This is a genomic window from Mycobacterium sp. ST-F2, from assembly GCF_001905655.1.
Taxonomy (GTDB): domain Bacteria; phylum Actinomycetota; class Actinomycetes; order Mycobacteriales; family Mycobacteriaceae; genus Mycobacterium.
The window spans coordinates 143,926-156,544 of the sequence record NZ_JMHT01000008.1 but is presented as its reverse complement, the minus strand read 5'-3'; the positions used below and the strand labels follow the sequence as shown (position 1 = coordinate 156,544).

The window sequence follows — 12,619 nt, the reverse complement described above, 5'->3', positions numbered from 1 at the left end:
TTTCCTACGCCGCCTCGCCGAGGCTCATCCACAGGTTCTGATCATTGCTCGTCTGGTTCTCGGGTCGTTCGGCGGTGCCGAACCAGTGGCCTAGTTGCTTCTGTATGCGGCTCGTCCACGACTGTGCTTGCTGCTCGCAGTCGTCGGCCCATTCGTCGGTTGCCGGCCACCCGTCGTCTGCGGGTGGACCGGCACCGAAACGAGGATCAGTCACTACGGGCTGACGGTGTCGACGGCCTGCGCGGAGCCGGTGAGGCCCTGGCCGACGCCGGTCGAGTGCAGCCACGAACCGAACGAGTTGCTGCCGTCCTTCGGGTCGATGGTTGACGCCGACTGCAGTTGGCTCATGAACACGAGGAACGAGGCCGGGTCGAAGATGGTCACCTGGCCGGCGGTGGCGTCGTTGGTGGCATAGAGCCGTGCGCCGTTGAACCGCTCGGTGACAGACCCGACGTCGGGGCCGTTGGCGGGCGTGGTGTCGCCGAGCAGTGCGATGTCGCCCGGGGTGCCGAAGATGACGAGCTGGTCGACCGGGACGAGCACCGCGGCCGAGACGGTCAGCAGGCTCTTACGCACGTTGCCGGCGATGTCGGCGGCGTAGGTCACCGGAGTGCCTGCGGCGGTCTGGATATCGCCAACGGCCTTTTTGTCGAGGTCCTTGGCGATACCGACGCTGTGCAAGTTGGCGATGCCGCTGAGGCTGTCGAACTGGGATGCGGCCGCCGAGACTGCCGTCCAGCGGCCGTACCGCAGCGCTGACAGCGGCACGTCGACCACCGAGTCGTATTCGCCGTGCGCGGTGGACTCGTTCACCCCTGCGGCGCTGGCCGGCAGGGTGAATGCGGGCATCACTGCGGACACACCGGTAAGGGTCTGCACCGGGATGCCGGCGAACCGGATCAGGTGCAGGGGTTCGCGTGGGCCGATCTGCGCCCATGCTTGCGGGCCCCCCAACGCGTTGGCGGCGGACGGGTTGACCTGCACCAGGGCGCGGCCTTCTTCGACGGCGCCGAATACGCGGCCTTCGCGCAGTGCTTCGGCGTGCTTGGCGATGTTGTCGCGGGACACCAGCAGAGACGGGCAGCCGGATGCGCTGGGCTGCCCTGGGTATGCGCCGGTGACGTTGCGGAACGACTCGTCGAGTTCGTGAGCGCGCTGCTCGCCGTCGTGAATCTCCTTGGCGCGGGCCTCGAGTGCGTTGGCGTCTGCGATGCGCTGATCGAAGTCGGATTGCTCTGTTTCGGTGAGGTCGCGTTTCGCGTCTACGCCGCGCTGGGCGATTGCGCGGGCTTCGTTGATGAGAACGCTACGGCGCTCCATGAGTTCTGTTGCAAGAGATTTCATTGCCATGTTGTGAGCCCCTCCCAGAGCCCGAAAAGTGTTGGTGGTAACCAGTTTTCGCGTGGTAACGACTGCCTCACGTTGATGAGGGTTTCGTTACAGACTCCGGTGGGTGTCGCCCTCCCGGCAATATGAAGTTTGCGTTTCGCCCATCCGCGCAATGGGTTTCGCCCTGTCACGCGGCACTACTCCGATTTGGTTGTGTCCTAAGCGTATCTCAGTCGTCGGACAATCGGCCGAGGTCGACCGTCTGCATCGGAGTGTCGAGTTCGGCGTCGGCCACCGCTCTGGCGATGTCGCGCTCGGTGGCGAAGTGGACAGCTTCGGCGTGGATGATGTCTGCGGCCTCGGTGCGGCCGTGCAGTCGCAGTGCCGCCGATACGTCCGAGAGCAGGCGAGCGAAAGCGGTCAAGCGTTCGTATTCAGTCATGATGCATCCTCGGTGTTGGTGTGGCTCGCGGGGTCCAGTCGCCATTCCGACCCCCGGCCCCTGCTGGAGGATTCGATCACCCCACGGAGGCTGTTCTTTGCCGTCATGACGGTGTGCCGATTCCAACCGATAGGTTCGGCTTCCTGGTACACGCGCAACGGTGGAACCCACTCGCCAGGGTCGGTGTGATGACGGAACCAGCAAACGAGAAAGTCGCCTGCTGTCATTGTCTTGCGAGTGCAGAAATCGCACCTGCCGGTGTCCGGTCGAGCGGTGCCGGATTCACATTTGGAGCATGGTGGTCGGCGCGATCCGATGTCAGTGACGGTGGCGTTCGCCTGGCGTGTGTGAGTTCCAGCAGATTCGACCGGTAACCCCAGCTCAAGACCAATATTGGGGTCGACAATTGGTGCTGGAACCGCTGGAACTGATACATAGGGTGTGCCGGAACCGGTTCCAGCGGAATCACTATTTCCGCCACCTCCTTGCGTGGTCGCCGTGTGTTGATTCTTCGGCGCTGACCGGCCTGTCGACTCCCGCCACGCCTTCAAAGCGGTTTGTGATCGAGAGTCACCCCAATTCATTCGCTGGCAAACATCGCGCTTCGACTGCGGCGGCGGATCAAGTGCTTCGAGAAGGGCAACATCGGCGGCGACATCACGGGCCTGGCTGGCACTCAGAGCGTGGTCGTCAGTGACGTTCTCGGTGCCATCGGCGGCCTTGATCTCACCCGTGAGTGCATCGTGAAATACGCGCATGGTGAAGGTGCCGGCAAGCGGTTCGCGGTCACCGGTCGGGCAGTGCTCGCGCAGACCACCGTGCCGATCCTTGTTGACCTTCAGGTATGCCGCCCCACCGGAGCCGGGCGTGAATGCGTCCTTGATGGTCACGCGCAGCGATACCCCACCGATCGCCCGCCGCTTAGCCGCTGTACCGACCGGACCGAAATTGCGGGAGTCGGCACCCTTCGACAGGTGGTCGATCACCAGCACAGCGGCACCGGCCTTGGCCAACGGCTTTAGCACCCGCGCGTTCACGTCGGTGAAGTCGTCGCCCGAATAGGAGTTCGCGCCGTAGAGCGGCATCAGCTCCCCGAGTGAGTCCACGACTGCGATGGTCGGCCGCCACGCGGTCAGGTCATTGACCACCTGGGCCATGTGCAGCCGGTCATCAGGCTCGACATACCGGAACCGTTCCGGGTCGGACAGCGCTTCCTTGGGGACGCCGAACGCCAGAAACCGGGCCGCCGTCGCTGTCGGTCCGTTGTGGTCCAGATCGATGACCACCACCCGCGATGTCGGGTCGTTGATCAACTTGCTTGCCCCGCACCACAAGCACAGCCACGTCTTGCCAGTCTCGGGGTCGCCGAACACCAGGTTCACCTGCTCGGCGTAGAAGATGTGGTGTCCGTCGTTGCGGCACCCGATTGCCGGCTGCGGCGGCGGCGGGAGTTCACCGGCCAGCAGGGCCTTCATGTCGTAGTACAGCGGGGTTGACCTGCATGTGCAGTTGCCCCGCTCTTTCTCGCAGTCCCAGCACCACTGCGGTTTCGGCGTCACGCCGACCTCCTCTGAATGTAGATCTCGCTCCGGCGCTGGACGCGCCGCGCAACTCTGGCCCAGTTCTCCGCGGCGGCAATGGCTTTCGATGCAACCGCAAGGTGTTCCTGCGTGGCGTCCTGTGCGACTGCCCACTGCAGCGCGGCCCACAAGACGGATCGCCAGGCCGCTGGGTCGGTGTCGTCGAGCTGGAGCCATGCCGGGGTCCCGAGCGTCGGGCCGGGTTCGCCGAGCAGAGGGTAAAGACGTTGGTACACAGCGGTGCATGAGATTTCGCGTGACGCCGGAGAACCGGCCCGCGAATATGCGGGCCGGTCTCCTGCCGTGTGGTCGGTCACTCGGTCGCCGCCCTGGCGTCGCTCCACGTGTCCCAGGCGTCGACCTGGTCGGCCAGCCGGACCAGCGTCTCGGCGAGTATGCGTGCCTGCTCGGCGGTCAACGGATCCGTCTCGTGACTGATGTCCACACGGATCGCGGCCGAGTGGATGGTGCCATTGCGGTTCTGAATGGCGTCGGCCCACGCGATGCACCTCAGGTCGGGTCCGAATGAGGTGTCGCCGCCGGAGACAACGCGGCTGGTGTGGCCGTCGAGGGTCTCCCAGATGTCGACGAATTCGGTGCCCGGTGGGACGGTCGGGCAGGTACAGGTGACGTGGCCGCTCACTGGGTCACCGCCTGGCCGAGCTGGGCGCCCGCGGACTCGGCCAGTCGGATAGCGGCGCGCAAATGCCGCATGGCCCTGGTGATATCGACCGATACCCACAGCGGTGCGTCGGCCGGCAGCGTGCCCATCGCGTCCTCCAGGTCCTCGAGCGCGAGGGATAACCAGTTGGTGGCGGCGATCAGGCGGGTATCGGCGGTGTTCTGCTTCTCGGCAAGAAGTCCGTGTTGAACTTCTTGGTCGCACGGCACGGTCTGCACATCTCCGCAGTGGGTGCAGCGGTGCTCGTGCATCGCCGGCGGTACGTAGGACGCGCAGAACGTGCACAAGCCGTCAGCGCGATCGGTCGGCACCGTGCAACTGGTGCAGCCGATGGTGGCGTCGGCGAACGGATCGCCGTCTACCGGCTGGGCCGGATTGGTGGGTATCGTGGTCACTAGATCTCCTCGGTGGTTGTGGTGACTGCTCGGTGATCGGTTCGAAGGGCGTCGGCGGCAACCGGCGCCTTTCGCATATCCGGGGTGTGGTCGTCCTCGACTAACCCCAAGTCCTCGATGCGATCTCGGTCCGCCTGGTTCACGCGGCGCCCCGGGGGTCGTCGGTGCGCTGAATCGTGTTCTCCGCCAAGAAATCTTCCACGCTCTGACGCGTGTAGATCACCTTTCGTAGTCCCGATCTCACGAACTTTGGACCAGTGCCGCGATATCGCATCTGAGCGAGTCCAGCTTCGGATGTGTGCAAGATCGCCGCTACTTGCTTCGCCGTCAATGTGTCCAGCGGATTGGACATTCCGCCTCCTTTCGTCGTCTGGGTTCGTAAATTCACGAACAGTGATAGGACAGCATGGCGAGTGGCGCGTTGTCAAGGGTCGTAGATTCCCGTAATGTCAGCGGCATGTCCGATGCAGACCGGTCGCTCGCTGCCGTCGTTGGGCGGAACTGCAAGCGGATCCGCAACGAGCTCGGCATGACACAAAGTGAGCTAGCTGTCAGCGCACGCCATTTTGGTCTCCGCTGGCGCGCCTCAGTTGTTGCAGACTTCGAGTCCGGACGCTCGTCACCGACATTCGCGACCGTGCTCACTTTGACATTGACACTCCAGCGCGCTGCTCTAGATCGGGGTAGCACCCAGGAGGTCAGCCTCGTGGACCTAGTCTCGGTCGAGCACGATGGGCTCGTTGAGCTAACCGGAGCCCTGCAAGTCTGGGGATCGGAACTTGCCGGACTGTGCAACGGTGAGGTTGTCACCATCGGTCCTGGGGTTGGCGAGTATTCGCCAGAACCCCCGGCCGGTTCGTTCACACCACAAGATCAGCGGTTGCTCTTCGTTCACGCTCTGGCCAGCGGCATGGAGATCGAGGAAGAACTAGGCGTCACGTTCGAAGACATGGAAGCGGCGGGCGTAGAGCCACAGCAGCTGGCCTCAATGCTCCAGCGGTCAAGCGTCACGGAGGACCGGTTGGTGTCACAACTCCACGTCAAGCCGGCGGAACTTGCACTCGCCTCATTTCGACTGTGGCAGAAAAACTTTAGTGAGGAACGAGACCTACGCGCGGGTCCCGACGCCAACCAGCAGAAGAAGGGCCGCATCTCCAGGGAACTGAGAGCCGAGTTGGAGGCCGAGCTTTCGCATGGCGACGATTGAGAAGTATGAAACAACCTCCGGCGCAACACGTTACCGGGTTCGCTACCGCACGCCGGATCGGCGCCAGACCGATAAGCGAGGCTTCAAGACCAAGCGTGATGCCGAAGCGTTCGCGGCTACCGTTGAGGTCGAGAAGCTCACCGGCAGCTACGTGGCTCCGGCCCTGGGCAAGGTGACTATCGGCGAGCTGGGACCGGGCTGGCTGGCTCGCCAGAAGGCCATCATCAAACCGTCAGCCTTCCACTCGGTAGAGTCGGCATGGCGGGTGCACGTCGAACCACGTTGGGCGACAAAGGCAATCGCGGACATCAACTTTTCAGACGTTCAGGGATGGGTCTCGGAACTTGCCGGCCGCCGCAAGGGCACGGTCGTTCGCACTGCCTACGACGTGCTGGCGCGGATCCTCGATGATGCGGTGAAGGATCGTCGGTTGGCCCGCAATGCTGCGCGCGGGGTCAAGCTCCCAGCGCGGGCTAAGCGGAAGAACGTCTATCTGACTGCTGCGCAGCTCCAGGCGCTCGCGCTCGAGTCCGGCCGGTACAGGTCACTGGTGCTGCTGCTCGGCATGGCCGGACCCCGGTGGGGCGAGGCGGCCGCACTGCGAGTCGGTGACATCGACTTCCTGAAACGCAAAGTGGTGCTGCACGAAAACGCCGTGACGGTGGGCGCAGATGTCCACGTGGGCACGCTGAAGTCTGGCAAGGAACGCACGGTAGTACTGCCGAAGTTCGTCGTCGAAGAGCTGGCGAAGACATGCCGAGGCAAGGACCACGGTGACCTGATTTGGCCCGCCAGAGACGGTGGCCACCTCGGCCCCCCGTCGTCGCATGATTCTTGGCTGTCGGGCGCCGTCGAACGGTGCCAGACCGCGGCCACGGCAGCCAGGGCCAAGGAAAGCAAGGGCGATAAGGAACCGACCACGCCGGTGTTCCCGAGGGTCACGGCGCACGCGCTGAGGCACACCGCGGCGTCACTCGCGATCTCGGCCGGCGCCAACGTGAAGGTGGTTCAGCGGATGCTGGGGCACTCGTCGGCGGCGATGACGTTGGATGTCTACGCCGATCTTTTCGACGACGATCTCACCGGAGTTGCCGATAAGTTAGACGAGACTGTGGGCAAAATGTGGGCAAAACGCCCCAAGACCGCAGTGTAGATCGCGCAAATAGCGCCTCTACCTGTATGTATGCCGATGTAATTACAGTGCCCCCAGTCGGACTCGAACCGACACTTGGCGGATTTTAAGTCCGCTGCCTCTGCCAATTGGGCTATGGGGGCTTGGTGATCAAGCGGCTACCAACCTATGGCCTGAATACCAGGCCGCTGAACCCGACCCCGATCCCACGCGGCTCGAGTCCGCGCCACCTAGAACGTCGGACGGGCACCCGGTTCGAGCACGCCGAGCACATCAGCGGACGGCAGCGGCGGGCTCAGGAAGTAGCCCTGCAGCACATCGGAACCGAGATCCCGTAACAGCACAGCCGATTCGGCACTCTCGATGCCCTCGGCGACGGTCTGGAAGCCGAGCTTGTGCGCGAGGTCGATGATGGTGCTCACCACCAGTGCAGCGCGCTCGTCGGCGGTGACCCGCGCGATGAAATCGTGGTCCAGCTTGATCTCATCGATCGGCAGGTCGGACAGGTAAGTGAGCGCGGAGTACCCGGTGCCGAAATCGTCGAGGGCGATCCTGATGCCGCGGTCAGCCAGGCCGGCCAGCACGGTCTGGGTGTCTTCCATGTTGTCCACGAACAGGTCCTCGGTGATCTCGACGGCGAGTGCCGACGGCGGCAACCCACGGTCGTCCAGTGCGCGGCACAGATGGTCCGGCAGGTTCAGGTCGCTCAGCAGCGGCGCGAAAAGATTAACGGCCACAGGCACTTCCGCGCCTGCGGTATACCACCGCAGGGTGTCATCGAGCGCCATGTTGACGACCAGATCCGTGGCCTGATCCATCAGGCCGTACTGCCGGACCAGCGGCAGGAATTCGTGAGGCCGCAGTAATCCGCGGTCTAGATGACGCCATCGCAACAGCGCCTCCACCCCCACGACCGCGGCTGTGCGCGCGTCGAACTTGGGCTGGTAGACCAGCGAGAGTTGATCTCCGTCGATCGCCTGACGGAGATCTGCGAGGAGCTGTGCGATGGCCCGTTCACCCGCCTCACGTCGACGCCCGCGACCGCAACGGGTCACTTCAGCTAATCCTCACCAAGGGTATCGCGATGGTCAATAACGTCGTGTCCGGGTGGTCGAGCCGCAATAGCTGCACCCTCCGACGTGCGGACCTGGAGGCTATGCTGCCCGAATCTTCTGAAGAGCGGGACACCGCCCAGGTCATTCGGACCGACTCAGCAGCACTGAGCGCTCGGCCTCGTTGCTGCTGAGTGCGGCGGCATGAGCGAACGCCGCCGACGCCTCGGCAGTTCGTCCCAAGCGCTCCAACAGGTCTCCGCGCACCGCGTGGGGCAGGGGTGATCTGGGCATGGGGTCCGGGCCGAGCGCATCGAGCACCGCCAGCCCGATCTCGGCGCCGTGAGCGCGGCCGTGCGCCACCGCACGGTTGACCTCCACGACAGGACCGGGCGCGGCCAAGGCCAGCACGTCATACAGGTCCGCGACCCGGTGCCAATCGGTGTCCTCGGCCCGGATTGCGCGCGCATGGCACGCCGCTATGGCCGCCTGCAAGAAGTACGTCCCGACGGGCGCACCCGCCTGAGCGAGCTTCTCGGCCCGAGCCAGCACCTGGAGCCCGCGACGCCGCAGCAGGTGATCCCACCGCGCCCGGTCCTGATGGTCCAACAACACCGGCGCCCCGTTGCGGTCGACACGGGCGGGAATCCGCGACGCCTGGAGTTCGACGAGTGCCTGCAGCCCAAGGACATCCGGAACATCGGGCACCATGGCGGCCACCATGCGCGCCAGCCGGATCGCTTCGAAGCAGAGGTCCGGTCGCGTCCAATCCGCGCCGGTGGTCGCCACATAGCCTTCGTTGAAGGTCAGGTAGATGGCGGCGAGCACGTCGTCGATGCGGTCGACACGCTCGGCCCCGACCGGCAGCTCCATGTCCACGCCGTGGAGGCTCTTCTTCGCGCGGGTGATCCGTTGCGCCATGGTCGATTCCGGCACCAGGAAGGCGCGGGCGATCTCGCCGGTGCTCAGACCTGACACCAGTCGGAGCGTGAGCGCCGCGCGCGACGGCGCAGGTAGCTCAGGGTGACACGTCAAGAACATCAGCCGAAGCACGTCGTCCTCGATGAAGTCGAGTTGCGCTTCGAAATCCGGCATCTCGACCTTCTCCAGCCGGCGCCCGACCTCCTCGGTCTTGCGGCGCAGTGTCTCGGCCCGGCGGATGTGGTCGATGGCACGTCGCTTCGCGGCGGTCATGAGCCACGCGGCGGGGTTTGCGGGTATTCCGCGCTCGGGCCATTCCTCGAGCGCGGCGACGAGCGCATCCTGCGCCACGTCCTCAGCGAGGTCGATGTCGCGGGTCATGCGGGCCAGCGCCGCCACGAGGCGTGCCGATTCGGCGCGCCACGCGGCGGTCACTGCCTCGGCGCCGGCCGAGCCGGCACCTCCGGTACGGGTCACCGCAAATCAGGCGCCCGGTTGCTGCTCGCCGGCGGGACATCCGGTGGCCTCGGGGCCTTCGATCAGATGCATCTCGACCCGCCCTTCCCATTCGGGCCAGTGCTCACGATGCAGTTCGGTGAACGACCGGGCCCCCTCGACGGCCTCGGCGTGGTTGCGGTACTCGAGCATGGCGTACCCACCGATGATCTCTTTGGCCTCGGTGAAAGGGCCGTCAGTGGTGCTCATTTGGCCCGAACGGACCTGGTAGCCGATGCGGTTCTCGCCTTGTCCCAGACCGCCGCCGTCGAGGTAGATGCCGTCCGCGGCGTTCTTTCCGACGTACACCTCCATGGCGTCCATCAGTGCCTGCGGCGGCGGGCCCTGGTTGGGATCCATGATGACCAAACCCATGTAGCGCATTGCGTGACCTTTCGTCGTCGAGTCAATCCTTCACACACACGTCGAACGAGTGGGGCCGATTTCGACATGGCTCAGGAAAATTGACTCGCGATCGAGCGAAAGTTCATCGCGCCCGAACAACGCCGAGTGCGAATGCGGCTCAGTCAGGCCACGGGGACGGCGGCATGACGCGCCGGCTCGCTGCGGAATCGCGACGCCGGACCGTCGATCCGGAAGATCCGCCACAACACCTTGGCAAGGGGATTCATCAGGCCGGTATCTTCGGCGAGCATCCGAACGTCGCCGTAGATCTCGCGCAGCATCGTCCTGGATTCCGGTGCCCGCCAGAAAATCTCCTTCTTCACGGCTTTGGGAATCTGGAACTCACGCCAGAACGAGCGGGGCGGCTTGGCGATGAGCGAGGCCGCCACGCGGAAGCCCAGCGGATAGAACAGAGACAGCACAAATCGGTTGAACGGCCGCATCTCCGGGATGCGCCGACGCAGGAATTCGTGAGCGAAGGAGATGTGCCGGGCCTCTTCGGCGACGTGGATCGCCATGACGCGCTCCATGATCGGGTGTATCGAATTGCCTTCGCGCAGAATCTCTTTCTGCAGGTGGTCGATCGGCTCCTCGCCGCACAGCACCATCATGAAGAAGAAGGCCGGCATCGGGCTCGCAAAGAGCGGGAACAGCCAGTTGATCCACTTGACCCACCGCGGCAGACCGGGAACGTCCACACCGGTGTGGTTCACCATCTCCTGGAACATCAGGGTGTGGTTGCCCTCTTCGATGGCCTCGTGCAGGCAGTACCGGTATTCGGGGCTGCCGTTGGGCACCCAGAACGTGTACTCGAGCAGGCCACGGATCAGCATGCTCTCGAATTGCTGACCAGCCTTGGCGATGTTCGTCTGACGCCAGATGCCGATCGCGATCTGCTTTTCCTGCGGTTGCGCCTGGTACCAGGCGCTCGCACCGATGGGATCGCATTTGGCCAACACCCATCGGGGGTCGTTCGGGGTCACGCGGAACTGCGGCGAATCCCACGGGATGTCCAGGTACGGATTGAAGTTCCTGCGCACCGACCCGTCTGAGAGGGTCTGCAGCCGGTCGCAGTAATCCTCGTCCCCGGTGACCACCATCCGGTCCCGCCACCGGCGCACCATCTTCGTAACTGCCATGACGACCTCCCACGCGACGGGCATCGTTGCCCATTGCATTTAATGGGACCGCGGGTCCCATATGAATGTCAAGAGGTGTTCGGCTAGCGGTCTTCCAGGCCGAGATGTTGCCTGATGGTCCCGGTCTGGACGGCGTGCCACCCGAGCCGCGTCAAGCCGACGTCGAAGCTCGAATGGCTCGACGGAACCAGAACCCGAAGCAGCAGGCCCGAGCGCTCGAGCAGTTGCATGGCCTCCGCGACGGCCCGCAGGTCGGGGTTCTGGAACACATCGCCGCGCGAGGAAACGCCCGCAGAGAACACTCCGCGTGGATCCCGGGCACCGGTTCGCAGCCATGCCACGACGTCGGTCATTGCGCCTCGCTCGCTGTCGAACGACGAGTGCCCGAACATCGGCAGGACCGCCGCCGCGAGCTCAGCGACCGGCGCGGAGATCCACCATGGCTGGTCGCTACTCGTCATGGCGGCAGTGAATCACGAATTGCGCTCCTATGCCGGTACACCGCCGAGCCGGGCACTAGCCGACGGGCGAACGCCCCTTCGCTGCGCGCAGCGCCGCCGCCAGCAGGACGTCCCGGAACTGCGGATGGGCGACGGCGGCCAATGCCTCGCCGCGCTCCCGGACGGTCTTGCCTTCGAGTTCTGCCGCCCCGTATTCGGTGACGATGACGTCGACCTGTTGCCGCGGCGTGGTGATGACGGCGCCAGGGCCGAACCACGGCACGATCCGCGACCGCAGCTCACCATCTTTCACGAAAGTCGAAGGCAGACAGATGAGGGAACGATCCGACAGCTCCAGCCCGGCGCCGGCGACGAAGTCCTCCGCACCGCCGATCCCGCTGAACTGTCCGCCGTCGATGGTGTCGGCGATGACCTGCCCCTGAATGTCCACGGCGAGAGCGCCATTGATGGAGATCATGTCGGTGTTGGCGGCGATCACCTCCGGCGAGTTGACGATATCGACGGGCAGGAACGCGACATCGCGGTTGCCGTCGAGCCACGCATAGAGCTCCTGCGAGCCGAACGCGAAGGTCGTGACGCTGACGCCGTCGTACTGGCCCTTGCCGGTGTTGGTGATCTTGCCCGCGCGATGCAAATGCATACAGCCGTCGGTGAACATCTCGGTGTGCAGGCCGTACCCGCTGCCGTCGCCCTCGGCCAGCAGGGTGGCAATCTGGTTGGGAATTGCGCCGATTCCGGTCTGCAGCGTGGCACCCGAACCGATGAAGCCGACGGCATGCCGCGCGATCGACCGTTCCACCTCGGTTGGCGGCACGTCCGCGCCGGGCAGGGCCAGCGGGGCGTCGGTCGAGCGCACGAGAATGTCGATCTCGTCGACATGCAGGGCGTGCCGCCGTGATCCATACCCGAAAGTCTTTGGGTATGAGTCGGATACCTCGACAATCAGGAGCCGTTGCGGGTCTGCGCCGGCGCGGCGCAACTCGGCGACCGTCCCGCCGGCGTGCAGGGACAACGAGCACCAACCGTCGGCATCTGGTGGCGTGGCGACGGTCGTCATGACCCGCGGGGATTGCCGCTCCAGCAGCGGGGCGAACCGGCGGAAATCCGCGGCGGCGAACTCGATGTCGGCGCCCATGTCCCGCAGCGCCCGCTCGATCGGCCCGAAGAAGCCGGAGACATAGTGCACGCCCGGCCGCGAAAACAGTTCGGTACCAACGGCCAACAGCGCCCCGAACACCCGCAGATTCGTCCAGTCCCGGCGCGCACCGAGCGCCCTGAGGATGGCCGGCGGTTGGCCGGGGCCGAGGGTGATGCCCAGTGTGTCCGCAGGCTTCAGCTGGGCAGCAGCATCATCGGCACTGAGTTCGGTTGGCATGGAG

General features: G+C 64.8%; 16 protein-coding genes and 1 tRNA gene. 2 read left to right on the top strand and 15 right to left on the bottom strand.

The features are described 5' to 3' along the window. Positions 1 to 4: 4 nt before the first annotated feature. The 8 genes from EB75_RS05300 to EB75_RS05265 all read right to left on the bottom strand — a co-directional run bounded on the left by EB75_RS05300 (position 5) and on the right by EB75_RS05265 (position 4,780). On the bottom strand, positions 5 to 214 hold the full coding sequence (locus tag EB75_RS05300) for a hypothetical protein (protein WP_073694423.1): 210 nt from the start codon (positions 212 to 214) through the stop codon (positions 5 to 7). Next, the gene (locus tag EB75_RS05295; RefSeq protein ID WP_142239430.1) at positions 214 to 1,350 is read right to left on the bottom strand and encodes a hypothetical protein; all 1,137 of its coding nucleotides are present in this window, start codon (positions 1,348 to 1,350) and stop codon (positions 214 to 216) included. Before EB75_RS05295 ends, EB75_RS05300 begins: the two co-directional genes overlap by 1 nt. A gap of 208 nt (positions 1,351 to 1,558) precedes the next feature. Next, positions 1,559 to 1,771, bottom strand: coding sequence for a hypothetical protein (locus tag EB75_RS05290; RefSeq protein WP_073694421.1), 213 nt, complete (start codon positions 1,769 to 1,771; stop codon positions 1,559 to 1,561). Further along, positions 1,768 to 3,330 (bottom strand): AAA family ATPase, encoded by a 1,563-nt coding sequence (locus EB75_RS29570; protein ID WP_174557623.1) that lies wholly within the window; start codon positions 3,328 to 3,330, stop codon positions 1,768 to 1,770. The genes EB75_RS05290 and EB75_RS29570 overlap by 4 nt, the downstream gene beginning before the upstream one ends. Further along, positions 3,327 to 3,587 carry a DUF2742 domain-containing protein gene (locus EB75_RS30155; protein WP_168175985.1) on the bottom strand — a complete coding sequence of 87 codons (261 nt, stop codon included), beginning with the start codon at positions 3,585 to 3,587 and terminating at the stop codon, positions 3,327 to 3,329. The genes EB75_RS29570 and EB75_RS30155 overlap by 4 nt, the downstream gene beginning before the upstream one ends. Before the next feature lie 77 nt (positions 3,588 to 3,664). Next, entirely contained in the window at positions 3,665 to 3,994 is a 330-nt protein-coding gene (locus tag EB75_RS29190) for a hypothetical protein (RefSeq protein ID WP_073694419.1), read from the bottom strand. Next, positions 3,991 to 4,428 (bottom strand): hypothetical protein, encoded by a 438-nt coding sequence (locus EB75_RS05270; RefSeq protein ID WP_073694418.1) that lies wholly within the window; start codon positions 4,426 to 4,428, stop codon positions 3,991 to 3,993. Before EB75_RS05270 ends, EB75_RS29190 begins: the two co-directional genes overlap by 4 nt. A gap of 139 nt (positions 4,429 to 4,567) precedes the next feature. Continuing rightward, entirely contained in the window at positions 4,568 to 4,780 is a 213-nt protein-coding gene (locus EB75_RS05265) for a helix-turn-helix transcriptional regulator (protein ID WP_073694417.1), read from the bottom strand. 105 nt (positions 4,781 to 4,885) lie between these two features. Here EB75_RS05265 and EB75_RS05260 point away from each other — a divergent pair, with 105 nt between their 5' ends. Both EB75_RS05260 and EB75_RS05255 read left to right on the top strand, forming a co-directional pair. Then, complete coding sequence (locus EB75_RS05260) at positions 4,886 to 5,635, top strand: helix-turn-helix domain-containing protein (protein ID WP_142239429.1); 750 nt, start codon at positions 4,886 to 4,888, stop codon at positions 5,633 to 5,635. Next, a complete protein-coding gene (locus EB75_RS05255; protein WP_073694415.1) occupies positions 5,622 to 6,788 on the top strand; it encodes a site-specific integrase in 1,167 nt (388 codons plus the stop codon). Before EB75_RS05260 ends, EB75_RS05255 begins: the two co-directional genes overlap by 14 nt. Positions 6,789 to 6,836: 48 nt before the next feature. Here the strand turns inward: EB75_RS05255 and EB75_RS05250 are convergent. The 7 genes from EB75_RS05250 to EB75_RS05220 all read right to left on the bottom strand — a co-directional run bounded on the left by EB75_RS05250 (position 6,837) and on the right by EB75_RS05220 (position 12,615). Next, positions 6,837 to 6,910 (bottom strand) — tRNA-Leu (locus tag EB75_RS05250). Between the two features lie 87 nt (positions 6,911 to 6,997). Continuing rightward, on the bottom strand, positions 6,998 to 7,822 hold the full coding sequence (locus EB75_RS05245; protein WP_073694414.1) for an EAL domain-containing protein: 825 nt from the start codon (positions 7,820 to 7,822) through the stop codon (positions 6,998 to 7,000). A 141-nt stretch (positions 7,823 to 7,963) separates the two neighbouring features. Further along, positions 7,964 to 9,217, bottom strand: a complete 1,254-nt coding sequence (locus EB75_RS05240; RefSeq protein WP_286150085.1) for an RNA polymerase sigma factor — start codon at positions 9,215 to 9,217, stop codon at positions 7,964 to 7,966. Positions 9,218 to 9,223: 6 nt separating this feature from the next. Continuing rightward, complete coding sequence (locus EB75_RS05235; RefSeq protein ID WP_073694413.1) at positions 9,224 to 9,619, bottom strand: YciI family protein; 396 nt, start codon at positions 9,617 to 9,619, stop codon at positions 9,224 to 9,226. A gap of 143 nt (positions 9,620 to 9,762) precedes the next feature. After that, positions 9,763 to 10,779 carry an AurF N-oxygenase family protein gene (locus EB75_RS05230; protein ID WP_073694432.1) on the bottom strand — a complete coding sequence of 339 codons (1,017 nt, stop codon included), beginning with the start codon at positions 10,777 to 10,779 and terminating at the stop codon, positions 9,763 to 9,765. Positions 10,780 to 10,862: 83 nt separating this feature from the next. Beyond that, complete coding sequence (locus EB75_RS05225; RefSeq protein ID WP_073694412.1) at positions 10,863 to 11,240, bottom strand: hypothetical protein; 378 nt, start codon at positions 11,238 to 11,240, stop codon at positions 10,863 to 10,865. Positions 11,241 to 11,295: 55 nt separating this feature from the next. Further along, positions 11,296 to 12,615, bottom strand: a complete 1,320-nt coding sequence (locus EB75_RS05220; RefSeq protein ID WP_073694411.1) for an acetyl-CoA hydrolase/transferase family protein — start codon at positions 12,613 to 12,615, stop codon at positions 11,296 to 11,298. Positions 12,616 to 12,619: the final 4 nt, after the last annotated feature.